Source organism: Rhizobium bangladeshense (genome assembly GCF_001662075.1).
Lineage (GTDB): Bacteria > Pseudomonadota > Alphaproteobacteria > Rhizobiales > Rhizobiaceae > Rhizobium > Rhizobium bangladeshense_B.
Window position 1 is genome coordinate 541,582 of the sequence record NZ_LYPL01000001.1, and the last position, 22,565, is coordinate 564,146.

Below are 22,565 nucleotides of genomic sequence, written 5' to 3' on the forward strand. Positions count from 1 at the left end.
CGAGGCGGCCCGAACCCTGAAATGTCGCATGCCCCGGCCCGCCGATTGATCGCCCGCGCAATGCTCTGCGCCACGCTTGCCGGTTTTCCCGAAGCACTCGCCACCGGTTTCGATCTTCCCGCGAAACGCACCGACCTCTCCGAAGCCGACCTGAAACGCGTCGCCGACGTCATCCGGCCGACCGGGGATTTTTCCAAGGCCGAACAATATGAGGCGATGCAGGCGGGTGGCGCGACCTCGATCGACCCGGTCACCGAAGACAGCTTCTCGCATATATCGGCCAATATCCCCTTCGAGGAAGAGCAGAATTTCAAGCTCGGCAATGCGCTCTTCCGCAAGCTCTGGGTTTCCTCGCCCTCCTCGACGCAGGCCTCCGATGGCCTCGGGCCGCTTTTCAACGCCCGCTCCTGCATGAGCTGCCATGTCAATGACGGCCGGGGCAAACCGCAGGAGGGTGGTCCGAGTGCCGTGTCGATGTTCCTGCGGCTTTCCCGCGCAGCCAGGACGCCGGAAGAGGAAAAGGCGATCGCGGGCGCTGACATCCTCAACTTCCCCGATCCGGTCTATGGCCATCAGCTGCAGGATCTTGCCGTTCCCGGCCTTGCCGCCGAAGGCCGAATGGCGATCCGCTATGATGAGGAGACGGTAACACTTGGCGACGGCGAAACCGTATCGCTGCGCCGGCCGCATTATGCGGCGACCAATCTGGCCTATGGACCGCTCGATGCTGCGACGACGATCTCGGCGCGTGTCGCCCCCGCCATGATCGGCCTCGGGCTGATCGAGGCGATCCCCGCGGCCGATATCCTTGCCCATGCCGACCCTGACGATGCCGATGGCGACGGCGTCTCCGGCAAGGCGGCGATCGTCCGCGATCATCGCGGCGGCGAGATCGCGCTCGGCCGGTTCGGCTGGAAGGCGCAGAACGCCACGGTGCGCGACCAGAATGCTGACGCCTTCGCCAATGATATCGGCATCTCCACGCCCGACCATCCGGACGCGCATGGCGATTGCACCAAGGCGGAGGAGAAATGCCTCGAAATGCCGACCGGCGTACAGAAGCGGCTGGGCGAGGAAGAAGCGCCGGGGCCCATTCTCGACCTCGTGACCTTCTATTCGGAAAATCTTGCCGTTCCGGCGCGCCGCAAGGCGAGCTTCCCCGAGACACTGAAGGGCAAACGGATTTTCTACGAAAGCGGCTGCATTTCCTGCCATGTGCCGAAATTCGTCACGCGCCGGGATTCGCCTGACAAGGCGCAATCATTCCAGTTGATCTGGCCCTATTCCGACTTTCTTCTGCACGATATGGGTGACGGGCTTGCCGACGGGCAGCAGGTCGGGCTTGCAAGCGGACGTGAATGGCGCACGCCACCACTATGGGGTATAGGACTGACCCGTACTATCAGCGGACACAGCTTTTTCCTGCATGACGGCCGTGCGCGAGATCTCACCGAGGCGATCCTCTGGCACGGCGGCGAAGCTGAAAAGGCCCGCAACGCTTTCGCCGCCCTGTCGAGAGACGACAGGGCGGCCCTGATTACATTCCTGGAGTCACTTTGATGCGCCTTCGGCACCCCCTGCTCTGCCTCACTCTGATCGGTCTCGCCACATCGGCAGCCGCCCAGACCGCCGCTCCTTCGGCAGGGCTCAACGAGGATGCCGTTCCCGCCGTCATGCAGCGCGCCGTCGACGAGGTGATCCGACCGGGCTACCGCAACATGCAGCAATCGTCCGCCCGGTTGACGACGGCGATGAAGGATCTCTGCGACGGCGGCACGGAGCAGACGCTTGACAAGGCGAAATCCGCCTTCGACGATACGATCCGCTACTGGTCGATCATCGAGATCGTTCAGACCGGGCCCGTCATCCAGGACAATCTCTTCGAGCACATCCTGTTTTATCCCGACCGCAAGGGCGTCGGCCTGAAGCAGGTGCAGGCGCTGATCGCCAAGGCCGATCCGAAGGATGCGACGGTCGATGCGATCGCCGGCAAGAGCGTGGCGCTGCAGGGCCTGACGGCGCTGGAATACGTGCTTTACGGCAACGGCTCGGAAAATCTGGTCGGGCAGAAGGGCGGCTTCCGCTGCCTTTACGGCGCCGCCGTCGCCGGCAATATCCAGCGCGAAGCCGGCGAAGTCGTCGCCGCCTGGGAAAAGCCGGACGGGGTGCAGGCGAGCTGGAAACATCCCGGCCCGCAGAGCAATGATTTCATGGACAACAAGGAGGCCGTGACTGCACTGCTCGGCATTCTCGTCCACGGCGCGGAGAATGTCCGCGATCAGCGGCTGGAACAGTTCTACAAGGGCAAGGATAACGCGCCGCGGCCGCGCATGGCGATCTACTGGCGCTCCAAGAACACCTGGAAATCGATGGCGGCCAACATCGACGGCCTGCGCACGCTCTGGCAGAAGGCCGGTATGGCCGAGCTCCTGCCGCCGGACAAAAAGGCGATCGCCGCCTCGATCGACGAGGGCTTCAAATCGCTGCTCGACAGCGTGCCGAAGCTCAATCCCGACATCGACGCCGCTGTCAGCGATGCCGAGAAGGCCAAGCTCGACACGCTTTTGGCCGAAAGCCGTGATCTGATCACCCGGATCAGCGACGAATATGGCGCGGCCATCGGCCTTTCGGCCGGCTTTTCCTTTTCTGACGGAGACTGAAGCGATGATGCAAAGTGCCCCGATCAACCGACGCAGTTTCGTCAAGGCGGCAGGAATCGGCTTCCTGGCGAGCTTGGCGCCAAGGTCGCTGATGGCGCTTGAACGGGCCGACGCGGTCTATGCCTCGGGTATTCGCACGGCGAACGGTTCCTTTGCCATCGCGACCGTGACCGAGCACGGCGAGATTATCGATCAGGTGGCGCTTCCGGCCCGCGCCCACGGCATGGCCTTCAGCGCCGCCACCGGCAAGACCGTCGCCTTCGCGCGCCGGCCGGGCACCTATGCGATGATCTTCGATCCACGAGATAAGGGCGAGCCAATCGTCATCAGTTCCCGCGAAGACCGCCATTTCTACGGGCACGGCGCCTTCTCGCCCGATGGCCGGATCCTCTATGCCAGCGAGAATGATTTCGACGGCAATCGCGGCATGGTCGGTCTCTACGACGCAACCGATCGCTTCACCCGCATCGGTGAATACGAAACCTATGGCATCGGTCCGCACGATATGACGGTTTCCGATGACGGGCGTCTTCTCATCGTCGCCAATGGCGGCATCGAGACGCATCCGGATTTCGGCCGCACCAAGCTCAATCTCGGGGCGATGCAGCCGTCGCTGGCGCTGATCGACGCGGCAACCGGCGCGTTGATCGAAAAACACGTGCTGCCGGCCGAATGGTCGCAGCTGTCGACCCGCCATGTCGACCTCGACGGCGAGGACCGCATCTGGTTCGCCTGCCAGTACGAAGGCCACCGCAAGGACTTGCCGCCGCTCGTCGGCCATTTCGCCAAGGGAGAGGATCTTTCCTTCGTCGCGCTGCCGGAGGAGACGACGCGCAGGCTTGCCAACTGTGTCGGGGCGATCGCCGTCAACCGCAGCGAAGGTCTCGTCGGCATCACCTCGCCGAAAGGCGGCGCCTCGGTGACCATCGACGCAAAAACGGGCAAGGTATTGGCCGAGATCGCCGTTCCAGAGGCCGCCGGCATCGCTCCGGCAAGAGATGGCTTTGCCGTCTCCTCCTATGACGGCGACTTCCTCTCGAGGCGCAGCGATGTCGCCTGGGATCAGCACATCGTCCGGGTCTCTCAGCGGGTGCGCGCATAGGTCTTCTGCTCGGCGCTGACGCTCGATGCCGCGGCTCTTGCCGCCTCCTGCAGCCATTCGGGTGCCCGGGCCTGCAAAACCTGCAGGATCGCTGCGGCCGCCGCCGCATCATCGGAATGGCAATTGGCGATCTCGAAGCCCATCAATTCGAGCATTGTCGGCGAAAGCAGGATCTCCGCATGCTTGTCGATCTCGATCTTGCGGCTGTTTGGCGAAAGCCGGCGCACGAGGATGCGGGCGCAGACGTGATAATGAGGATCGCTCGAGCGCGCCCGCCCGCCGGCGATTTCACCCGCACGGATCGTCACATCAAGCGGCCTGTGGCAAAGCGACCAGGTCGACGGCACCAGCGCCTTCGCCTCGCGCAAGACCGGCCCGCCTTGCCATTCGGCATAGGCGACGAAACGCGGGCGGCCGAGGCTGCCGGTACCGGCGCTGCGCCGCTTGGCCGTGAAGGGGCCTGCCCCGGGCGGAAACGCGCCCGCAAGCGCCTCGGTATAGGCTGACGGCGCCTTCTTCTTGCCCGCAGGCAGCATCTCGTATTTTTCCCAGAATTCCCGGCGTTCGGAATTCGACAGCATCAGCGCCTTGCGCAGCCAATTGTGATCGCGTTCGAGGATGACCGGCAGCGGATTTTCAAGGCCTCTGCGATAACCGCCGAGGATCAGCTATTCTCCAGATGCGTATCGCCGATCGCCAGCACCTCAGGCGCGCGGCCGAGCTCCGGGCAGATATCGAGGATGACCTCGCACCAGCGCCAATAGGTGGCACGCAGGAAGCCGAAATCGTCGCTGCGCATCTTCTCGTGCTTTTCCTTAAGATCGTCCTTGACGAGATCGCCGCCAAGCTCGCCCGCTAGCCAGGTCTCGAAAATCCGAACCGATTGCGATATCGTCGTCATGGCGCCGACGCTCCCTCATTTCGAGATAGAATGTCGGAGAATACCCGCTGAGCGCGAAGCTGCAATCGTCTTCGCGGGGCATGCGGGGCAACAGCACGGCGAAGGGTTGCGCTGGCGACACGCCTTGACGTTTCCATCGCCGTCCGGATCGATTTCAGCGATGTCCAACTTGTCGAATCCGGCCCGCCATGCCAATTTCCCCGCTTCGAGAGGGGTAGCCATGAGCGAGACTGACAGGGGCGATTTCCGAGCGCGAATCCGCCGCAACTTTGCGCGCCAGGCGGCGATGCAGACGATCGGCGCGGAGCTGACGCGCGTCGAGCACGGCGTTGTCGAAATCGAGCTTCCCTTCGACATTAAACTGACGCAGCAGCACGGCATCCTGCATGCTGGCATCATTTCCGCCGCGCTCGATTCGGCCTGCGGCTTCGCCGCCTACAGCGTCATCGACCCGGAAGCCTCGATCCTGACGATCGAGTTCAAGGTCAATCTCATGTCGCCGGGACGCGGCGAGCGCTTCCTGTTTCGCGGCGAAATCACCAAGCCGGGCTCTACCATCATCGTCGCCGACGGGCGAGGCTACGCGATCAGCGACGGGCCGGCGAAACTTATCGCCTCCATGACCGGAACGATGATGGTCATCCGCGGCAGGGAAGGAATTACGGGATGAAGTTCGAACTGAAATCGGTCGCGGGAAAATCTATGCTGTTCGTCATGGCGGCAGAGGCCGAATACGGCCCCTTCCTACGTTCACGCATCGAACCCTTGATGACCGGCGTCGGTCCGGTCGAGGCGGCGGTTGCGCTGACCAAGACGCTAGCGCGGCTCGATGCGGCCGACGATCTGCCGGATCTCGTCGTTTCCCTCGGCTCGGCCGGCTCGGCGAAACTGGAACAGACCGAAATCTATCAGGTAACGTCGGTTTCCTACCGCGACATGGACGCCTCGCCGCTCGGCTTCGAAAAGGGCAGGACTCCCTTCCTCGACCTGCCGGCGACGCTCGAGCTGCCGCTGCGCATTCCGGGTATTGCCGAGGCAAGTCTTTCCACGGGCGGCAATGTCATCTCGGGTGCTGCCTATAGCGACATCGACGCCGACATGGTCGACATGGAGACCTATGCGGTGCTGCGTGCCTGCCAGGGCTACAAGCTGCCGCTGATCGGTCTTCGCGGCATTTCCGACGGCGCCGTCGAACTGCAGCACATCTCGGGCTGGACCGAGTATCTACATATCGTCGACCGCAAGCTCTCCTACGGCGTCGACAGCCTGTTCACGGCGCTGGAGGACGGGGTTTTCTGGTTCTAACCCTTGAAAGCCGCGCGTCTTGCAGACGCGCGAGGGACAATCGGAACAATAAAAACCGGATGCCGCCGATTTCCCGGATTGCCAGGCGAAGCGCTTTTCATTAAAGCCTCGACATGACCCAGACAGCACATCCCGACTCCGTTCTCATCGTCGATTTCGGCAGCCAGGTGACCCAGCTCATCGCACGGCGCGTGCGCGAGGCCGGCGTCTATTGCGAAATCGTTCCCTTCCAATCGGCCGACGAGGGCTTCAAGCGCCTTCAGCCGAAAGCCGTGATCCTGTCCGGCAGCCCGGCTTCAACGGTGGACGAGGGATCGCCGCGGGCGCCTCAGATCATCTTCGACAGCGGTCTGCCGGTCTTCGGCATCTGCTATGGCCAGCAGACGATGTGCATGCAGCTCGGCGGCAAGGTCGAGAGCGGCCATCACCGCGAATTCGGCCGCGCTTTCCTGGATGTCGACAAGGACTGCCAGCTGTTCGAGGGCCTCTGGTCCTCCGGCTCGCGCCATCAGGTCTGGATGAGCCATGGCGACCGCGTGACGGCGCTGCCCGATGGTTTCGAGGTGGTCGCCACCTCCTCCAACGCGCCCTTCGCCTTCATCGCCGACGAGAAACGCAAATATTATGGCGTGCAGTTCCACCCCGAGGTCGTGCATACGCCCGACGGCGCCAAGCTGATCGGCAACTTCATTCACAATATTGCCGGCATCAAGGGCGACTGGTCGATGTCGGCCTACCGACAGAAGGCCGTCGACGAGATCCGCAAGCAGGTGGGCGACAAGCGCGTCATCTGCGCCCTCTCTGGCGGCGTCGACAGCTCGGTCGCCGCACTGCTGATCCACGAGGCGGTCGGCGACCAGCTGACCTGCATCCTCGTCGACCACGGCCTGATGCGCAAGGACGAAGCGGTAAACGTCGTCGCCATGTTCCGCGAGCACTACAATCTGCATCTCCTGCACGTCGATGCATCCGATCGTTTCATCGGCGAGCTCGAAGGCGTCAGCGACCCGGAAACCAAGCGCAAAATCATCGGCCGGCTGTTCATCGAAACCTTCGAGGAAGAGGCAAAGAAACTCGGTGGCGCCGATTTCCTCGGCCAGGGCACGCTCTATCCCGACGTGATCGAAAGCGTTTCCTTCACCGGCGGCCCCTCGGTGACGATCAAGTCGCACCACAATGTCGGTGGCCTGCCGGAGCGCATGAAGATGCAACTCGTCGAGCCGCTGCGCGAGCTCTTCAAGGACGAGGTGCGCGCGCTCGGCCGCGAACTCGGCCTGCCCGACAGCTTCATCGGCCGCCACCCCTTCCCGGGGCCCGGCCTTGCGATCCGCTGCCCCGGCGGCATCACCCGCGAAAAGCTGGAGATCCTGCGCGAGGCCGATGCGATCTATCTCGACGAAATCCGCAAGGCCGGCCTCTACGACGCCATCTGGCAGGCCTTTGCCGTGCTGCTTCCCGTCCAGACCGTCGGCGTCATGGGCGACGGGCGCACCTATGAATTCGTCTGCGCGCTGCGCGCCGTCACTTCCGTCGACGGCATGACCGCCGATTTCTACCATTACGACATGGAATTCCTCGGCCGCGCCGCAACGCGGATCATCAACGAGGTGCGCGGCATCAACCGCGTGGTCTACGACGTCACCTCGAAGCCGCCCGGCACGATCGAGTGGGAATGACGGAAACAAGGCGGCAATAGCGTCGTTTTCGCGGTTGTTGCCGCCGCCCGGCGATCAGTGATCGGTGCGAGAGAGCTGCTGCCTGTCTCGCTGTTCATGCCGTTCACCGATCGGCAAAGAAGCGCTTTGCATCCACGATCGGCGCGTATCCCAACCTGCATATATTCGAGTCCGCTTCGCGCCATCTTTGTCGTCCAGCAACTGGTTCACCTCCGAGAAACCAATTGCAATCCACAATCAGTCGATCTAACCTATGATCGATGGCGCAGCGCAATCTACCGCATGCGGATGGAGCCTCGAAGGAAAGGAGTGAGCATGGCCAAGCTCGTGTTCGGAATGAACCAATCGCTGGACGGCTACGTCGATCATACGGCGTTTGCGCCAGGGCCCATACTCTTCCGTCACTTCATCGAAGCGACGCAGCGGCAGGCGGGCAGTGTGTACGGTCGGCAGATGTACGAGATCATGCGTTACTGGGATGACGACCATCCTGAATGGGACGCGGAAAGACGCGCCTTCGCGGCGGCCTGGCGGAACCAGCCGAAATGGGTCGTCTCGCGCTCGTTGAAATCGGTCGGTCCAAACGCCAGCCTTGTTGACGGCGATCTCGAGGGCGCGATCCTTAAGCTGAAAGCCGAACGCGACGGAGAGATCGAAGTCGCCGGCCCGGACTTGGCGCAAAGCCTCACCGAACTTGGCCTCATCGATGAATATGTCATCTATCTGCACCCCGTCGTGCTCGGTCACGGCAAGCCATATTTCGCCGGACCCCGACCGCCGCTCCGCCTTGTGGCCAATGACCGAATTGACGAGAATGTGATCCGGCTGGTCTACGTTCCAGCTTGATTTCCCAAACCTCAGCAGTCGGCCAAGGTTTCCTCGGCCGACCGGCGTTCGATAGGGACAACAGCCGTGACGACGGTCAGCGGCCGTAAGTGACCTCGATCGAGGCCTTGTCGAGCGTATTTGCCCTGACATAGTAGCCAACCATCGCGCCCGGCGCCGTATCGGGAAGCGGCAGCTTGTCGACCGAGAGCGCGTAGACGGTGAACTGGTAGTGGTGCGGCGCATCGCCGACCGGCGGGCATGCGCCGCCATAGCCTGATGTACCGAAATCCGTACGGCCTTCCACGGCGCCTGCCGGAAGCTTCTTATCTCCGCTTGCGCCGGTGGCAATCGTCGAGGCGTCTGCCGGAATGTTGAACACCGACCAATGCCACCAGCCCGAACCGGTCGGAGCATCCGGGTCGTAGACCATGACTGCGAAGCTCTTGGTTCCCTCCGGAGCACCCGACCAACTGAGTTCTGGCGAGATGTTCTTGCCCGTGCAGCCGAAGCTGTTGAAGACCTGCGCATCGGCCATGGTCTGGCCTGATGTCAGATCTTTCGAAGTGAGCTTCATTTCGGCTTGGGCGGCAGTGGCGCCAAAGACGGACGCCGCCAGAAGTGCTGCTGTTATAAGACGCATGTTGTTTTCCTGCGGTTGATGATGCGGGAAACTACCGTCATCACGGCAGCGCATCTGCCCCGCTATGCTCAACTTCTGCCCCGATCCGCTCAAAACGCTCAGTTCCGCCGCGCACATGGCGCGGATTGACGCCGAACCGCTCTTTGAACCGCGCCGAAAATTGCGACGGCGAATCGTAACCGACTTCGAGCGCCACCTGTGCCATCGGCAGGGTTGTGGTTTGAATGAGCGCGAGGGCGCGATTCATCCTTGTATCGCTCAATATCTCGCTGAAACTTGTCTTTTCGGCGGCGAGCTTACGCCGGAGCGTCGCTTCGCTCATGTTGAAGGCGCCCGCCGCGTGCCCCAGCGTCCAATCAAAGGCCGTATCACTTTCAATCATCTGCCTCAGCCGGTCCTCGAGCCGAGGACTTTCGCATCGGCCGAGCACCGCGCCGCAGAGCGCAAACCAGGTGACCAGCTCCATCAAACGCGCCTTGGCAATGGCGCCGGGAAGCCTCGTCAGATTGCCGGGCTGACAGCAATAGGCAAACAATGCCGCCGCTTCCTCCGGCAGGTTCGAGGCACTTGCCGGGAGCGGCCGCAAGGGCACGGCGATCGACCCCATGGCGATATAGGCATCCTCGAACAGCTGTCTTGGAACAGGAAGCGCCAACGTCTGATACTTCTGCGGCGCCTTTGGAATGTTCTCCATCGTCAACGGCCGATAGTCCGGCAGCAGCGCATAATCGCCCGCCTCAAGGCGCAAGGCCTTGTCATCCGCCATGACGATCTTCGTTCCCGACTGCACCTGGATCAACAGGGGGCTCGTATTGACGAGACGGAAAAAGCAGGCCCGCCCACCTTGGCGGATCAGGGCCCTGGTTGGAATGCGAAAGACGTCGTCCAGCATGGCTTCTCCGGCAACAGGCTGCCCCTCGCCCCTGATCCTTGGCGATGGGAAATAACAAAACCGCGTTACAGGAGCAACCTTGTGCGGGAGCGTATGCCGGCAGGAACCGCCACATCCCCGGCCGCAAAGACTGACTTTAGTTCGCTTGGATCGACCGCAAATTCGGCAAGGGCTCGACATATCTAACGCCAGGCAGACCTCTTGATATGCTCAACCAGCGCCCGCAGCTTCAGCGGTTGCCGCTCGCGCCTGGGATAATAGAGATAAAAGCCGGGAAAGGGCGGGCAGAAATCTTCCAGCAGCGGCACGAGCTCGCCGCGATCGAAATAGGGCTGGAAGGTTTCGACCATGCCGAAAGTGATCCCTGCCCCGGCACAGGCCAGGCGGATCATCATTCCCATATCGTTCGTTGTGACGGCAGGGTCGACGGCGACGTCGAAATCGCGATTGTTTTCGGTGAACTCCCAGCGGTAGGGCGCCGTATCGGGTCTAGGCCGCCAGCCGATGCAGGCATGGCTTTGCAAGTCACGGGGATGGCGCGGACGGCTGTGCCGCTTGATGTAGGCAGGAGAAGCCGCCGGGCATTGGCGCTGCTCTTGGGAGACGGGTATCGCGATCATGTCCTGCTCGATCACCTCGCCGAGCCGGACACCGGCGTCAAAACCAGCCTCAACGATATCGAATTCTTCATCGGTAATGGTGATATCGAGTTTGATTTCGGGACAGGCTTCGATGAAGCCGGCGAGCAACGTGCCGGATAGGAAGCTTTCGGCGATCGAGGACACCGTGATTCTCAGCAGGCCGCTCGGGCGCGCCTGCATGTCCCGCACCGTCTGCATCGCATCCGTGACCTGCCGGACCGATGGACGGACCGCCGCGAAGAACACTTCGCCTGCTTCGGTCAGGCTGACGCTGCGCGTTGTGCGCTGGACGAGCGCGACGCCAAGACGATCCTCCAGACGTTGCAGGGACTGACTGACGGCGGAGCGGGTGACGCCGAGACGCTCGCCCGCACGGCGAAAGCTCCGCGCCTCCGCCACGGCGAGAAAGACTGAGATGCCTTCTAGATGGTCGACCATTGGTTAGGAAACCTAACCAAGCCATCGCGGATTGGCAACTTAATCACTTCACTTCATGCGCCTATCTTTTCTGTCGAGGCCCGCCAAAAGCAGCGGTCCTGACCTCGAAAGGAAGAAGGATGCAAAACACTTCCATGAAATCCGTTCTGCATTTTTGCGCCGCCGCCGCCTTAGCCGGTACGGCGGTCAGCCCGGCGACCGCGGATAGCGTCGGCGGCCACCAATCCATGCGTCAACAAGCAAGCGAGAACACGATGCAGCAAAATCCCTATGTCGGCATGTGGGTGACCGACGACGGCCGGGTCCGCCACCAGCTTCTGCCCAACGGTCGCTACGACGAGGCGCGAGGAAACCGGGAGAGCGCCTATCGAGGCCGTTACGAAGTGGTCGGGAGCCACATCGAATACTGGGACGATACCGGCTTCACGGCCGATGGCGATTTCATTGACGGCAACACTCTCCATCACGGCGGCATGGTGCTTCGCCGCAAATGACAAGCTCGCTCAATAAGGCTCTATCCGGCCGGAAAGGATGAGGATCATGTCTTCCACCACACCCATCTGGTTCATAACAGGCGCATCGTCCGGCCTCGGCCGGGCGCTCGCCGAGGCGGTTCTCGCCCGTGGCTGGCGCGCCACGATGACGGCGCGCAGACCCGAGACCCTCCGGGATCTCGCGACGGAACACGGCGACCGCGCCCTTGCTCTCGCCCTCGATGTGACGGATAGCCGCTCAGTCGCCCGCGCGGTTCACGACGCCGAGGCGCATTTCGGAGCGATCGACGTCGCCGTCAACAATGCCGGCTACGGTTACCTCTCAGCGATCGAAGAGGGCGAGGATGCAGAGATACGCGCCCAGTTCGAGACCAATGTCTTCGGCCTGATCGCCGTCACCAAGCATGTCCTGCCGGGCATGCGCGCGCGCCGGCGGGGGCATGTCTTCAACGTCTCGTCGCTCGGCGGACTCGTCGCCTTCGCCGCGACCGGCTACTACCACGCCACGAAGTTCGCGGTCGAAGCCCTGTCGGAATCCCTTTCCCACGAGGTCAAGCAGCTCGGCATCAGGGTGACGATCCTCGAACCCGGTGCCTTCCGCACGGATTGGGCCGGCCGGTCGATGATCGAATCCAGGACTGTTATCGACGATTATGCCGAAACCTCAGGCAAGCGGCGCCAGGCCACCCGTTCGATCTCCGGCAAACAGCCGGGCGATTCGGCGCGTGCCGCCGCTGCCATCATATCGGCATTCGAGGCGAAGGAGCCGCCATTGCGCCTGCTGCTCGGCGCGCCCGCCCTGAAGATCGCCCGCGAAAGGCTTGATGCGCTGCGGGCAAATTTCGACGCCTGGGCGCAGACAACGCTCAGCACCGATTTCCCCGACTGAGCCGCGCCCGAGAAAACACTCGATAGACAAATGGAGCTTGAAATGTCGAACATCGAAGGAAAAGTCATTGCCATCACCGGCGCCAGCAGCGGCATCGGCGAGGCTGCTGCAAAGGTGCTGGCTGCGGCCGGCGCCCACATCGTGATCGGCGCCCGCCGCACTGAGCGCCTGGAGAGGCTCGCCGGCGACATCGAAGCCAGGGGCGGAACGGTACGGCTGCGAAAGCTTGACGTCACCGACCGCTCCGAGGTCGAGGCCTTTGCAGGCTTTGCCAGATCGGAGTTCGGCCGGCTTGATGTCATCATCAACAATGCCGGCCTGATGCCGCTCTCGCCGCTCGAGGCCCTGAAGGTCGATGAATGGGACCGGATGATCGACGTCAACATCAAGGGCGTGCTCTACGGCATCGCCGCAGCCCTGCCGATCATGAAGGCGCAGGGATCCGGGCAGATCATCAACCTGTCTTCGATCGGCGGTCACAGCGTCTCGCCAACGGCCGCCGTCTATTGCGCGACGAAATTCGCAGTCCGTGCAATTTCGGACGGGCTGCGGCAAGAGACGGATCGCATCCGCGTGACCGTCATCTCTCCCGGCACGACGACCTCGGAACTGGCCGACACGATCACCGACCCGACCGCGCGCGACGCCATGAAAGCCTTCAGGGCGATCACGATCAGCCCCGATTCTATCGCCAATTCGATCCTCTATGCCGTCAGCCAGCCTGACGATGTCGATGTCAGCGAGATCATCATCCGGCCGACGGCCAGCCCGCATTGAGCAGCCATCCAATTGAAATTGCCCCGCCGCCTAAAACCCCAGCGACTGCTGGGCGGGCGGCGGCGGGGCGAGGTTGACGCCTTCGAGCTCCAGCATGCGGGTCTTCGAGGTCGAACCGCCAGGAGCGGAGAAGCCGCCGATCTTGCCGCCGGCCGCCAACACCCGGTGACAGGGAATGATCAGCGCGACGGGGTTCTTCGCCATCGCCTGGCCGACGTCGCGGGCAGCTTCCGGCCCGGCGCCCAGCTCTTTCGCCAGCGCGCCATAGGTGGTCGTGCGGCCCCACCCGATGCGCCTTGCCGCCGCATAAATCTCCCTGAAAAAAGCATCCTGGCCGGCAAGATCGAGTTCGACGCCAGAAAAATCCGTCTCCTCACCCTGGAAGTAGCGCTTCACTGCCGCCACGGTCTCGAGCACTTCAGGCGTCGGCGCACCGGGCAAGCCATCGGGCAGACGGCGCAGCAACAGCCGCTCGGTTGCCTCCGCAGTTTTCGTCGGCAGCTGGAAACGGACGATGCCGGCGTCGCTCCAGGCAATGCCGCAGAAACCACCCGCGGTTTCGAAGATGAGATAGTGGTGTATCGTCTGGGCCATGACACAGCCTCCGCGTTTTCGATCACCAGCAAAATCGTACGGGACGGCCGCTGTTTCAACCCGATTCTTGCGCATTTCGTTCTTTTTTTGTTCCTTCCATTTCCATGGCTATATCAGCATGATGCTAGAGCGAGAGCGAGAGCGACCGTCTCTAATAGTATTTTGGGATCAAAATAATTTCTTGCTAAAAAAGCCCGCTCATTTGGCGGGCTCTTTGGTTTCAGGGTTTGGTCTTTCCGCGGCAACGATCTTGCCTAATCCGTTCAAGGTGCTTTTCGTCGTCGTTCGCTTTGAGTTTGCGAGCGGCTTCTTCGAATTTCTGCCGTTGAGACTTCTCCGAAGCCTTCTTTCTTCACTGGTTGTCGTTCGACTGATCTTCATCGTCATTATCGAAAGGACCATCGTCGTGATCTTCCATTGCCTCAAACGCCGCCTTTTGAGCCTTGAGCACCTTCATCAGGCGATCAATGTCGCGAACACTCTTGATAGCAATCGTGCCAGTCAATATCGTCCCATCAAAGCCAATCGTGAATGGCTTGCCGCTTGGCGGCATTATGGGCGCCGGCTGAGTAACCTCCATGATTGGTGTGTTTGGCATGGTGCTCTTCGCCTCCTTATGCTCATGATCCGATGACGAATCATGCACAATTTCGCGAGGCGTTACAATTTCTGATGTTTCGCGATAATATTGGATAACGTCGGAAACGACCCCTTGAGCGAAGCCCTCTCTTACAAGATAAGAGCGAAGACTTTCATCGCTTGGAGGGCGATCTGGCCATTTATCCCTCAGTTTGGCAAAGAGAGCCGGCCGGAATGCCGCCTCAGTTAGAGCATCTTGCTTTTCTGCGAGATCATGAGGGAAAAGGATCTTAAGTGACAAATCGCTTACCCTCGCTTCTCCATCACCAACCGCCTCCAACAACCCATACTTCGCCAAAGCAGATAGCGCTGTAGCGGAAGCGCCGTTTAATCCACCAAATCCTATATGCTTTGCAATTGCTTCACGAGATGCCGGGTTGCGACCTTCCGCGCCGTGGATGACCTTTATACGGTCAATCGCAGTCGGCAAGCTGAACGCGGGATAATTGGGGCTACGTTGGCGGGCCATGGGAATCTCCTTTTGCCCCCATTTAACGTATTACGCGGATAATATCAACTTTTATCTAAATTTCGTTTGAGCAGGTATTGCAAACGCCTTTAACGCCTGTATCTTCAGTTCACAAAGAATCGAGGAAAGCCTATGCCAAGACATATTTAGCCCCTCGCGCTCCGGCCATTGGCGCCCAGAGGGGAGACCAATAAAAAGCCGCCCGACCTGTTTGCACCAGGAAGGACGGCTCAGATGACCAAGTAATCGGGAGAGGCGGTAGACGCCCAGCGATCATTTGACCACTCCATTTCAAAGATTCGCACGTCTGCCATCTTCTTTCAAGGCCCGTCGCTTTGCGAAAGGAGAACGATATGGTTTGGGTTAATCCTTACAGCCGTATCCGCTTCGGCAAGCTCGAATTTGTCTGCGGACACTTTCGTAGTCGTTAATCGGGCTTAAGCGGCTCAGGCCGCTTGCCTCTGTCGTCAACGCCTTGCCGGGAGATTATTTGTCTTCCGGCTTTTCCTTTGGATATTTCCGCTTCCACAGCCGGAAATTAATTGAACCAGTTTGCGGTATTGGCGGCATTTAGATTGCAGCAGGTTTGCGATATGTGAGCCGCTTGCCGTTGACACCCATCAAAGCATTAAGAGCCCGAGCACCGTCCACCTGGCCGGCGTATTTTCGATCGCGTTTTTGGAACGGCGAGGCGGATCATCACGCAGTAAAAGACCAGGAACCGAATTTCCTTCGATTTCGGCCATGCCAGAATCGGCGCCGCAGCCACATATGACGCTGCTCTATGCCGCAAAAACGGCGTCGCCAACATTCTCGGAAGACCGGAATACCAAATCATCGATCGCTGGCCGCTTCTCGGCTGAGGGTACCGTGGCCGGTGAGGCTTGCACTTGCCGGATATCCGCGCATAAAGCTGGACGAACCGTTGGGTCGGCAAACGCGGAGCACGACAGCATGGACGTTTCAGAGATCATCATCCCGGGCGATACCCCGGGGACCGAATGGCGGCTGCCAGTGCTGCGCTTCAAGGGTCGCGATCCGAGGGCGCCGAAGATCTATATCCAGGCGGCACTGCATGCCGGCGAACTGCCGGGAACGGCGCTCCTGCATTTCCTCTGCGAGCGGTTGCGGCGGGCGGAAGACCAGGATGGAATCCTGGGCGGCATCACAATCGTGCCGCAGGCCAATCCGATCGGTGCAGCGCAGTCGCATTTTGGTGACCTGCAGGGCCGTTTCGACCTTGGCTCCCGCACCAATTTCAACCGGGATTTCCCGCTGATCTCCATTGCCGATCGAGCGACGCTGATCGAAGAGCTCGACGATTACACGGCTACCGACAGGTTGAAGCGGCAACTTCTGCATATGGCGCTCGGCGCCGAGCTCGTCCTCGACCTGCATTGTGACGACGAATCGCTGCAATATGCCTATATCGACGAGGCTTTCTGGCCGGAGGCGGCCGATCTCGCCGCCGCGCTCGACATGGAAGCCGTGCTGCTTTCGGATGGCGAAAGCTCCGCCTTCGAGGAGGCTGTCGGCTTTGCATGGAAATATGAAATCCCCGGCGAACGACGGTCCATGCTGCCGGGCAAGCTTTCGGTCACGGTCGAGCTGCGCGGCAAGCGCGACGTCGATCCGGCGCTGGCGAAGCGGGATGCGGACGGGCTCTGGCGTTTCCTCACGGCACGCGGGATCGTCAGCGACGAACCGGTGGCGCCGGCGTTTGCCGGCCCCGCCGTGCCACTCGACAATGTCGAGATCATCCGGGCTCCCGAAGGCGGCGCCGTGCTCTTCCATCGCGCGATCGGCGAGAGGGTTGTGGAGGGCGAACGTCTGGCGACGATCATCACCCGGCCGGGGCAGGTTGATGGCAGCATCGATTTGCAGGCGCCGCAGGACGGGCTGATTCTGACCCGAACGTCGGACCGGCTGGTGCGGCGGCGCGGCGATCTGATGAAGATCGTCTGCGCCGAGCCCAGCAAGACGTCGCGCGAGGCCGGCACGCTGGAGAGCTGAGGAGGCGCTGCCGGGGATAAAGCTCACATGGCGTTTGCGCCTGCCTTCGCGCATGCTATCCCGCTGCCATCACAGGGAGATCGATCGGGCATGGCCGTTACCATCTATGGCATCAAGAATTGCGACACAATGAAGAAGGCACGCAGCTGGCTGGAAGACCACGACGTCGCCTTTGAATTTCACGATTATAAGGCGCTCGGCATCGACCGCGCCCATCTCGAAGCCTGGATCGACCAGGCCGGCCTCGACACGGTGCTCAACCGCGCCGGCACGACATTCCGCAAACTGCCCGATGCCGAGCGTGAGAACCTGACCCGGGAGAAAGCCATCGCGCTGATGCTCGACCAGCCGTCGATGATCAAGCGGCCGGTGCTGGAGGCGAAGGACAAGCTGGTAATCGGCTTCAAGCCGGAAATTTACACCAGCACATTTGGCGGCTGACAGGCCCCTTATGTCCAAGACCACACGTGCGACACAGGTTCTTTCCAAAGCCGGCATCGCCTTCACCGTCCACACCTATGATTACGATCCCGGCGCCGAGCGCGTCGGGCTCCAGGCGGCCGAGGCTTTGGGCGAAGCACCGCATCGGGTGATGAAGACGCTGATGGCGGAGCTGGACGGCAAGCCGGTCTGCGTCGTGGTGCCGTCGGACCGCGAAGTCAGCATGAAGAAGCTCGCCAGCGCCTTTGGCGGCAAGTCGGCCAACCTGATGAAGCCTGCCGATGCCGAGCGGCTGACGGGCTATCATGTCGGCGGCATCAGCCCCTTCGGCCAGAAGAAGACCGTGCCGACGGCGATCGAGGCGGCTGCCCTGGCCGAACCGCTCGTCTATATCAACGGCGGGCAGCGCGGGTTGCAGGTGCGGCTGAATCCTAAGGAGGCGTTGAAAGTGCTCAACGCCGTTGCCGCGCCGCTGATCGCCTGACCAGGGCCGAATGGACAACCTCCTGAAAGCTCACATCTAGAGAAAACGGTCGAGCAGGCCGGCGATCGCCCTCGCCTCGCTTTCGGTTATCTTGCCGCCCACATGGGTCTTGATCGATCTACCGTAGACGGCCCACATGCGCTCGCGGAGCTGACGCCCGGCTTCGGTAATGACGATCCAGCGGCCGCGTCCGTCTTCGGCGAAGACCTCGCGCCGGATCAGACCCTCTGTTTCCAACCGATCGAGCAGGCGCGAAAGATTATACTGCGTCAGCAGCGTGCGCTCTTCTATCTCGTAGGGGCGCAGCCTGCCGGATTGCGAGCGCGCCAGTTCCCATAACACGTCGTACCAGGCAAGCGGTGGCATGCCGGCCGCTTTCAGATCGGCTTCGATTGCGCCGAGCAGGCGCTCGCGGGCGCGCATGATGTGCGTCCAGGCTGAGATGACGTCTTCGCTCGGCTTGAGCATCTTTTCGGACATAAATGCAATTACATCTATCTTGAATATCGCTGCAAGCGGTATTAGATGCATTTGCATGCATTTTGACACCGATCCCTTCCATAAAGCGCCAGGAGATTTTCATGAGCAGGCTTACCCTCATCAGCCACCATCTCTGCCCCTATGTGCAGCGCGCGGCAATCACGCTTCTCGAAAAGGACGCGCCGTTTGAACGCATCAACATCGATCTTGCCGACAAACCGGAATGGTTCCTGAAGATCTCGCCGCTCGGCAAGGTGCCGCTGCTGAGGATTGAGGAGGAGGACGGCAGCGAGGCCGTTCTGTTCGAGAGCAGCGTCATCTGCGAATATCTGGAGGAAACGCAGACGGGCGCCGCCCTGCTTCCGGCCGATCCGCTGACCCGCGCCCGCCATCGCGGCTGGATGGAGTTCGGTTCGTCCGTGCTTTCCGATCTCTGGGGCTATGAGACCGCGCAGGATGCAGCGCAGCTGGAGGTCAAGCGCAAGGCCCTTGCCGCCAAATTCGCAACGATCGAGGATGCATTGGCGGACGGGCCCTATTTCGCCGGCAGCAGCTTCAGCCTGGTCGACGCCGTCTTCGCACCGGTCTTCCGCTATTTCGATCTCTTCGATGCGCTCGGCGACAGCGGCATCTTCGACGGGCTCGATCGGGTCAAATGCTGGCGCAAGGCGCTGTCGGCGCGGGCAAGCGTTCGGGACGCAGTCGGCGAGGACTATCCGCAACGGCTGACGGAGTTCCTCGAGAAACATAACTCGATCCTGCTCAGGCTGCCCGCCGCCGCCTGAAATCCGCGCAAGCGGTCGGACAGGCACCCGGCCGCCTTTTCGCATGCGGCACGCTTCAATTTCGCCGCAAACGGGTCTAAGTCTTCCAGCCTCCCACCGTCACAAGAGGCAGGTTGCACCATGAATTTCATGCCCCAGACCCAGAACACCGTTGATCCCGTCAAGCTGGAGAAGCTTGCGGAAGTTGCCGTCAAGGTCGGCCTTCGGCTGCAGAAGGGCCAGGATCTGGTGATCACCGCACCGGTCGTGGCGCTGCCGCTCGTGCGCCTCATCACCAAGCACGCCTATCAGGCCGGCGCCGGGCTGGTGAGCGCCTTTTATTCCGACGAGGAAACGACGCTTTTACGCTATCAGTACGGCAGCGACGAGAGTTTCGACCGCGCCTCCGACTGGCTTTATGAGGGCATGGCCAAGGCCTACGCCAACGGAGCGGCCCGTCTTGCGGTTGCCGGCGACAATCCGTTGCTGCTGTCCGAGCAGGACGCCGGCAAGGTCGGCCGCGCCAATCGCGCCACCTCCACGGCCTACAAGCCGGCGCTGGAAAAGATTTCGAATTTTGACATCAACTGGAACATCGTATCCTATCCCAATCCGTCCTGGGCCAAGGTGGTCTTTCCCGACGATCCTGACACAATCGCGATCGCCAAGCTTGCCAAAGCGATCTTTGCCGCCTCGCGCGTCGATTTGGACAATCCCATCGCTGCCTGGGCGGAACACAATGCCAATCTCGCCAAGCGCTCCGCCTGGCTGAACGGCGAGCGCTTCGCCTCGCTGCATTTCAAGGGACCGGGCACCGACCTGACGGTCGGCCTCGCCGACGGGCACGAATGGCATGGCGGCGCCTCCACCGCCAAGAACGGCATTACCTGCAATCCGAACATTCCGACCGAGGAGGTGTTCACCACGCCGCATGCGCTGCGCGTCGAAGGCCATGTTTCCAGCACCAAGCCGCTGTCGCACCAGGGCACGCTGATCGACAATATCCAGGTACGCTTCGAAGGCGGGCGGATCGTCGAGGCCAAGGCGTCACGCGGCGAAGAAGTGCTGAACAAGGTGCTCGATACCGATGAAGGCGCGCGCCGCCTCGGCGAAGTGGCGCTGGTGCCGCATTCCTCGCCGATCTCGGCGAGCGGCATCCTGTTCTACAACACGCTGTTCGACGAAAACGCCTCCTGCCACATCGCACTCGGCCAGTGCTATTCCAAGTGCTTCCTCGACGGCGCGAATTTGAGCCAGGAGCAGATCAAGGCGCAGGGCGGCAATTCCAGCCTCATCCATATCGACTGGATGATCGGCTCTGACAAGGTCGATATCGACGGCGTCAAGGCTGACGGATCGCGGGTTGCGGTGATGCGGCAGGGCGAGTGGGCGTAACGACGCCCGCCTTCGGCATCAGGCTCCGCTGGCTGAGCCAAACGCTGATCAATACCATGGCAAAGCCGGCAAGCTGGGTTGGCGTCAGGCTTTGTCCGAGCGCCAGCCAGCCGAGCAGGGTCGCGACAACAGGGCTGAGGAAGCCGAGCGATGCCGCGGCCGAGGGCTCGATGCGCGATAGGCCACGAAACCAAAGCAGATAGGTGAAGCCCGCGCCGATCAGACCGAGATAGGCGATGCCGAGAATATTGGCTGGCGTCGGCACGGGAAGCGCCGGCTCCAACAGGAAGGCAACGGGCACGAGCAGAATGCCGCCAGCGGTCAATTGCCATGAAGTGAAGGTCAGGCTTGAAACGGACGGCTGCCAGTGGCGGCTCAAGACCGTGCCGAAGGCCATGGACACCGCCCCGGCGAGACCGGCGGCAATGCCGACCGGATCGAGCGCCGCATTCGGCGTCAGCACCAACAGCGCCACGCCTGACATGCCGATCAGGCCGGCAATGACGGCGAGGAAGCGGATCGGCTTGCCGAGAAAAAGGCGCGACAAGGCGATGACGATCAGCGGCTGCACGGCGCCGACCGTGGCGGCCACGCCACCCGGCAAACGGTAGGCCGAGACGAAGAGCATCGCCCAGAAGAACGAGAAGTTCAGGGCGCCAAGAATGAAGGCGCGGCCCCACCAGACACCCGTCGGCAGCTTGCGGACGATGAGCAGCAGAAGCAGGCCTGCCGGTAGGGCGCGCAACATGGCAACAGTCAGCGGATAACCATGCGGCAGGAAGGATGTAGTGACGAAATAGGTACTGCCCCAGATGGCCGGAGCGATGGCGGTGATCAGCACATCGGCTAGATATCGCGAATTTGTCTTCATATCAAGAATCTCTACATCAAAATAAATTCATGATAGCGCAATTTATCTTGACGTCAAGATATCTGCTGATATCGATGTGGCATGAGTGAAGAGAAGCAAGATCATGTCGACAGGATCCTGGCGCAATGGCGACGCGAGCGGCCGGACCTCGATGTCGAACCGATGGGCATTCTCGGGCGCCTGAAACGTCTCGGGACGCATCTCGGCCGTGAAGTGGAAACCGTGCTCATGCAGCACGGGCTTTCGACCTCAGCTTTCGATGTGCTGGCCACGCTTCGCCGCTCCGGCGCCCCTCACCGGCTCTCGCCGGGCGAGCTTCTGGAGATGACGATGGTCAGCTCCGGCACGATGACGAACCGCATCGACCAGTTGGAGAAGGCGGGCTTCGTCGAGCGCATCGTGAATCCGGACGACAGGCGCAGCGTGTTGATCGCGCTGACGGATAAGGGGTTCGCGACCGTCGAAGAGGCAGTCGGCGCCCATGTCGCCAACCAGCAGCGGCTGACGCGCAATCTGACCGCCGAGGACAAGGCCGCGTTCGACCGGCTGCTCAAGAAGTTTCTGTCGGATTTCGAATGATCAGATGGCGGCGACCGCCTTGCGGACGCGCTCCAGATGCGCCTTGCGCCTGGCTTCCGTGGCGCGGTCCATGTCGTGCAGGCTCAGCATGCGGAAAACGAGCTTCTTCGAACAGAAGTTGGCAATGCCCCGCTTCAGCAGGCGGCGGACGGGGTTGCCCATATAGAGATGAGCCAGCCACCAGGGCGAACCCGTCGTCGTCAGCGCATAAAGCAGCCTGATATTGGTGAGCTCAGGCACGATGCGGCCGCCGGCGGCATCATGCGTGAAGGCCACACCTGGCGCGAAGATGCGATCGAAGAACCCCTTCAGAATGGCCGGGAAATTGAACCACCACTGCGGAAAGACGAGGATGAGACCGTCGGCCGACCGCAGCCGGGCAACGATATCGGCGACGGCCGACGTATCGTAAGGCGTGTCGAAATACGTGCGGCGCTCGGCCTCGGACAGGCGCGGATCGAAATCCTCGGCGTAGAGGTCAAGCAGATCGACGATATGGCCGGAGCCTTCCAAGGCTTCGCGAGCCGTGCGCGCCACCGAGGCGGCAAAACTTTCCGGCAGCGGATGGGCAAGCACCAACAGGATCTGCATCG

At 61.6% G+C, this 22,565-nt stretch carries 24 protein-coding genes and 1 pseudogene; 16 read left to right on the top strand and 9 right to left on the bottom strand.

The features are described from left to right. Window positions 1-21 precede the first annotated feature (21 nt). The 3 genes from A7X77_RS02615 to A7X77_RS02625 are packed head-to-tail and all read left to right on the top strand — an operon-like array spanning window position 22 to window position 3,762. On the top strand, window positions 22-1,560 hold the full coding sequence (locus tag A7X77_RS02615; RefSeq protein ID WP_064681443.1) for a di-heme oxidoredictase family protein: 1,539 nt from the start codon (window positions 22-24) through the stop codon (window positions 1,558-1,560). Next, window positions 1,560-2,660 carry an imelysin family protein gene (locus A7X77_RS02620; RefSeq protein ID WP_064681444.1) on the top strand — a complete coding sequence of 367 codons (1,101 nt, stop codon included), beginning with the start codon at window positions 1,560-1,562 and terminating at the stop codon, window positions 2,658-2,660. Before A7X77_RS02615 ends, A7X77_RS02620 begins: the two co-directional genes overlap by 1 nt. Window positions 2,661-2,664: 4 nt before the next feature. Beyond that, entirely contained in the window at window positions 2,665-3,762 is a 1,098-nt protein-coding gene (locus A7X77_RS02625; RefSeq protein ID WP_064681445.1) for a DUF1513 domain-containing protein, read from the top strand. Here A7X77_RS02625 and A7X77_RS02630 read toward each other — a convergent pair. Beyond that, window positions 3,744-4,663, bottom strand: a pseudogene (locus A7X77_RS02630) (DUF2252 family protein). The gene A7X77_RS02625 and the pseudogene A7X77_RS02630 sit on opposite strands and share 19 nt — an antisense overlap. Window positions 4,664-4,883: 220 nt before the next feature. On the opposite strand from A7X77_RS02630, the gene A7X77_RS02635 reads away from it, so the two are divergent. The 4 genes from A7X77_RS02635 to A7X77_RS02650 all read left to right on the top strand — a co-directional run bounded on the left by A7X77_RS02635 (window position 4,884) and on the right by A7X77_RS02650 (window position 8,490). Continuing rightward, window positions 4,884-5,333 (top strand): PaaI family thioesterase, encoded by a 450-nt coding sequence (locus A7X77_RS02635; protein WP_010028223.1) that lies wholly within the window; start codon window positions 4,884-4,886, stop codon window positions 5,331-5,333. Further along, window positions 5,330-5,968, top strand: a complete 639-nt coding sequence (locus tag A7X77_RS02640; RefSeq protein WP_004673906.1) for a 5'-methylthioadenosine/S-adenosylhomocysteine nucleosidase — start codon at window positions 5,330-5,332, stop codon at window positions 5,966-5,968. The genes A7X77_RS02635 and A7X77_RS02640 overlap by 4 nt, the downstream gene beginning before the upstream one ends. A 113-nt stretch (window positions 5,969-6,081) precedes the next feature. Further along, window positions 6,082-7,644, top strand: a complete 1,563-nt coding sequence (guaA, locus tag A7X77_RS02645; RefSeq protein ID WP_064681446.1) for a glutamine-hydrolyzing GMP synthase — start codon at window positions 6,082-6,084, stop codon at window positions 7,642-7,644. 315 nt (window positions 7,645-7,959) lie between these two features. Continuing rightward, a complete protein-coding gene (locus A7X77_RS02650) occupies window positions 7,960-8,490 on the top strand; it encodes a dihydrofolate reductase family protein (protein ID WP_064681447.1) in 531 nt (176 codons plus the stop codon). Window positions 8,491-8,566: 76 nt separating this feature from the next. Here the strand turns inward: A7X77_RS02650 and A7X77_RS02655 are convergent, their stop codons facing one another. From A7X77_RS02655 to A7X77_RS02665, 3 genes are all read right to left on the bottom strand, one after another. After that, a complete protein-coding gene (locus A7X77_RS02655) occupies window positions 8,567-9,112 on the bottom strand; it encodes a YbhB/YbcL family Raf kinase inhibitor-like protein (RefSeq protein WP_064681448.1) in 546 nt (181 codons plus the stop codon). A gap of 40 nt (window positions 9,113-9,152) precedes the next feature. Further along, window positions 9,153-10,004, bottom strand: coding sequence for a helix-turn-helix transcriptional regulator (locus A7X77_RS02660; protein ID WP_064681449.1), 852 nt, complete (start codon window positions 10,002-10,004; stop codon window positions 9,153-9,155). A gap of 182 nt (window positions 10,005-10,186) precedes the next feature. Further along, a complete protein-coding gene (locus A7X77_RS02665; protein WP_064681450.1) occupies window positions 10,187-11,083 on the bottom strand; it encodes a LysR family transcriptional regulator in 897 nt (298 codons plus the stop codon). 119 nt (window positions 11,084-11,202) lie between these two features. Here A7X77_RS02665 and A7X77_RS31890 point away from each other — a divergent pair, with 119 nt between their 5' ends. The 3 genes from A7X77_RS31890 to A7X77_RS02680 are packed head-to-tail and all read left to right on the top strand — an operon-like array spanning window position 11,203 to window position 13,243. Further along, window positions 11,203-11,577, top strand: coding sequence for an Atu4866 domain-containing protein (locus A7X77_RS31890; protein ID WP_082928751.1), 375 nt, complete (start codon window positions 11,203-11,205; stop codon window positions 11,575-11,577). 37 nt (window positions 11,578-11,614) lie between these two features. After that, on the top strand, window positions 11,615-12,466 hold the full coding sequence (locus tag A7X77_RS02675; RefSeq protein WP_197486774.1) for an oxidoreductase: 852 nt from the start codon (window positions 11,615-11,617) through the stop codon (window positions 12,464-12,466). A 42-nt stretch (window positions 12,467-12,508) separates the two neighbouring features. Continuing rightward, window positions 12,509-13,243, top strand: coding sequence for an SDR family oxidoreductase (locus A7X77_RS02680; RefSeq protein ID WP_064681698.1), 735 nt, complete (start codon window positions 12,509-12,511; stop codon window positions 13,241-13,243). Between the two features lie 30 nt (window positions 13,244-13,273). Here the strand turns inward: A7X77_RS02680 and A7X77_RS02685 are convergent, their stop codons facing one another. Then, a complete protein-coding gene (locus A7X77_RS02685) occupies window positions 13,274-13,837 on the bottom strand; it encodes a methylated-DNA--[protein]-cysteine S-methyltransferase (RefSeq protein WP_064681451.1) in 564 nt (187 codons plus the stop codon). 352 nt (window positions 13,838-14,189) lie between these two features. After that, window positions 14,190-14,945: a hypothetical protein gene (locus tag A7X77_RS02690; RefSeq protein WP_064681452.1), complete on the bottom strand. Its 756-nt coding sequence runs from the start codon at window positions 14,943-14,945 to the stop codon at window positions 14,190-14,192. A gap of 954 nt (window positions 14,946-15,899) precedes the next feature. On the opposite strand from A7X77_RS02690, the gene A7X77_RS02695 reads away from it, so the two are divergent. The 3 genes from A7X77_RS02695 (at window position 15,900) to ybaK (ending at window position 17,883) form a co-directional block, all read left to right on the top strand. Continuing rightward, window positions 15,900-16,958: a succinylglutamate desuccinylase/aspartoacylase domain-containing protein gene (locus A7X77_RS02695; RefSeq protein ID WP_064681453.1), complete on the top strand. Its 1,059-nt coding sequence runs from the start codon at window positions 15,900-15,902 to the stop codon at window positions 16,956-16,958. Window positions 16,959-17,048: 90 nt separating this feature from the next. Continuing rightward, entirely contained in the window at window positions 17,049-17,399 is a 351-nt protein-coding gene (locus A7X77_RS02700; RefSeq protein ID WP_064681454.1) for an ArsC family reductase, read from the top strand. Between the two features lie 10 nt (window positions 17,400-17,409). Further along, on the top strand, window positions 17,410-17,883 hold the full coding sequence (ybaK, locus tag A7X77_RS02705) for a Cys-tRNA(Pro) deacylase (protein WP_064681455.1): 474 nt from the start codon (window positions 17,410-17,412) through the stop codon (window positions 17,881-17,883). Between the two features lie 36 nt (window positions 17,884-17,919). Here the strand turns inward: ybaK and A7X77_RS02710 are convergent, their stop codons facing one another. Continuing rightward, on the bottom strand, window positions 17,920-18,363 hold the full coding sequence (locus A7X77_RS02710; protein ID WP_064681456.1) for a MarR family winged helix-turn-helix transcriptional regulator: 444 nt from the start codon (window positions 18,361-18,363) through the stop codon (window positions 17,920-17,922). A 101-nt stretch (window positions 18,364-18,464) separates the two neighbouring features. On the opposite strand from A7X77_RS02710, the gene A7X77_RS02715 reads away from it, so the two are divergent. Both A7X77_RS02715 and A7X77_RS02720 read left to right on the top strand, forming a co-directional pair. Continuing rightward, the gene (locus tag A7X77_RS02715; RefSeq protein ID WP_064681457.1) at window positions 18,465-19,148 is read left to right on the top strand and encodes a glutathione S-transferase family protein; all 684 of its coding nucleotides are present in this window, start codon (window positions 18,465-18,467) and stop codon (window positions 19,146-19,148) included. A gap of 120 nt (window positions 19,149-19,268) precedes the next feature. Then, the gene (locus tag A7X77_RS02720; protein ID WP_064681458.1) at window positions 19,269-20,522 is read left to right on the top strand and encodes an aminopeptidase; all 1,254 of its coding nucleotides are present in this window, start codon (window positions 19,269-19,271) and stop codon (window positions 20,520-20,522) included. Here A7X77_RS02720 and A7X77_RS02725 read toward each other — a convergent pair. Continuing rightward, window positions 20,470-21,393 carry an EamA family transporter gene (locus A7X77_RS02725; protein WP_064681459.1) on the bottom strand — a complete coding sequence of 308 codons (924 nt, stop codon included), beginning with the start codon at window positions 21,391-21,393 and terminating at the stop codon, window positions 20,470-20,472. The genes A7X77_RS02720 and A7X77_RS02725 overlap by 53 nt on opposite strands. 81 nt (window positions 21,394-21,474) lie before the next feature. Here A7X77_RS02725 and A7X77_RS02730 point away from each other — a divergent pair, with 81 nt between their 5' ends. Beyond that, window positions 21,475-21,972 (top strand): MarR family winged helix-turn-helix transcriptional regulator, encoded by a 498-nt coding sequence (locus A7X77_RS02730; RefSeq protein ID WP_064681460.1) that lies wholly within the window; start codon window positions 21,475-21,477, stop codon window positions 21,970-21,972. Here A7X77_RS02730 and A7X77_RS02735 read toward each other — a convergent pair whose 3' ends face one another. Next, on the bottom strand, window positions 21,973-22,563 hold the full coding sequence (locus A7X77_RS02735; protein ID WP_064681461.1) for an NAD(P)H-dependent oxidoreductase: 591 nt from the start codon (window positions 22,561-22,563) through the stop codon (window positions 21,973-21,975). It abuts the gene before it with no gap. Window positions 22,564-22,565: the final 2 nt, after the last annotated feature.

Coding starts and splice junctions, on each gene's coding strand:
- A7X77_RS02700 (WP_064681454.1), top strand. CDS start 17,049: ATGGCCGTTACCATCTATGGCATCAAGAATTGCGACACAATGAAGAAG.
- A7X77_RS02715 (WP_064681457.1), top strand. CDS start 18,465: ATGAGCAGGCTTACCCTCATCAGCCACCATCTCTGCCCCTATGTGCAG.
- A7X77_RS02675 (WP_197486774.1), top strand. CDS start 11,615: ATGAGGATCATGTCTTCCACCACACCCATCTGGTTCATAACAGGCGCA.
- A7X77_RS02615 (WP_064681443.1), top strand. CDS start 22: ATGTCGCATGCCCCGGCCCGCCGATTGATCGCCCGCGCAATGCTCTGC.
- A7X77_RS02665 (WP_064681450.1), bottom strand. CDS start 11,083: ATGGTCGACCATCTAGAAGGCATCTCAGTCTTTCTCGCCGTGGCGGAG.
- ybaK (WP_064681455.1), top strand. CDS start 17,410: ATGTCCAAGACCACACGTGCGACACAGGTTCTTTCCAAAGCCGGCATC.
- A7X77_RS02660 (WP_064681449.1), bottom strand. CDS start 10,004: ATGCTGGACGACGTCTTTCGCATTCCAACCAGGGCCCTGATCCGCCAA.
- guaA (WP_064681446.1), top strand. CDS start 6,082: ATGACCCAGACAGCACATCCCGACTCCGTTCTCATCGTCGATTTCGGC.
- A7X77_RS02625 (WP_064681445.1), top strand. CDS start 2,665: ATGATGCAAAGTGCCCCGATCAACCGACGCAGTTTCGTCAAGGCGGCA.
- A7X77_RS02655 (WP_064681448.1), bottom strand. CDS start 9,112: ATGCGTCTTATAACAGCAGCACTTCTGGCGGCGTCCGTCTTTGGCGCC.
- A7X77_RS02640 (WP_004673906.1), top strand. CDS start 5,330: ATGAAGTTCGAACTGAAATCGGTCGCGGGAAAATCTATGCTGTTCGTC.
- A7X77_RS02710 (WP_064681456.1), bottom strand. CDS start 18,363: ATGTCCGAAAAGATGCTCAAGCCGAGCGAAGACGTCATCTCAGCCTGG.
- A7X77_RS02735 (WP_064681461.1), bottom strand. CDS start 22,563: ATGCAGATCCTGTTGGTGCTTGCCCATCCGCTGCCGGAAAGTTTTGCC.
- A7X77_RS02690 (WP_064681452.1), bottom strand. CDS start 14,945: ATGGCCCGCCAACGTAGCCCCAATTATCCCGCGTTCAGCTTGCCGACT.
- A7X77_RS31890 (WP_082928751.1), top strand. CDS start 11,203: ATGCAAAACACTTCCATGAAATCCGTTCTGCATTTTTGCGCCGCCGCC.
- A7X77_RS02695 (WP_064681453.1), top strand. CDS start 15,900: ATGGACGTTTCAGAGATCATCATCCCGGGCGATACCCCGGGGACCGAA.
- A7X77_RS02725 (WP_064681459.1), bottom strand. CDS start 21,393: ATGAAGACAAATTCGCGATATCTAGCCGATGTGCTGATCACCGCCATC.
- A7X77_RS02620 (WP_064681444.1), top strand. CDS start 1,560: ATGCGCCTTCGGCACCCCCTGCTCTGCCTCACTCTGATCGGTCTCGCC.
- A7X77_RS02730 (WP_064681460.1), top strand. CDS start 21,475: ATGAGTGAAGAGAAGCAAGATCATGTCGACAGGATCCTGGCGCAATGG.
- A7X77_RS02635 (WP_010028223.1), top strand. CDS start 4,884: ATGAGCGAGACTGACAGGGGCGATTTCCGAGCGCGAATCCGCCGCAAC.
- A7X77_RS02720 (WP_064681458.1), top strand. CDS start 19,269: ATGAATTTCATGCCCCAGACCCAGAACACCGTTGATCCCGTCAAGCTG.
- A7X77_RS02680 (WP_064681698.1), top strand. CDS start 12,509: ATGTCGAACATCGAAGGAAAAGTCATTGCCATCACCGGCGCCAGCAGC.
- A7X77_RS02685 (WP_064681451.1), bottom strand. CDS start 13,837: ATGGCCCAGACGATACACCACTATCTCATCTTCGAAACCGCGGGTGGT.
- A7X77_RS02650 (WP_064681447.1), top strand. CDS start 7,960: ATGGCCAAGCTCGTGTTCGGAATGAACCAATCGCTGGACGGCTACGTC.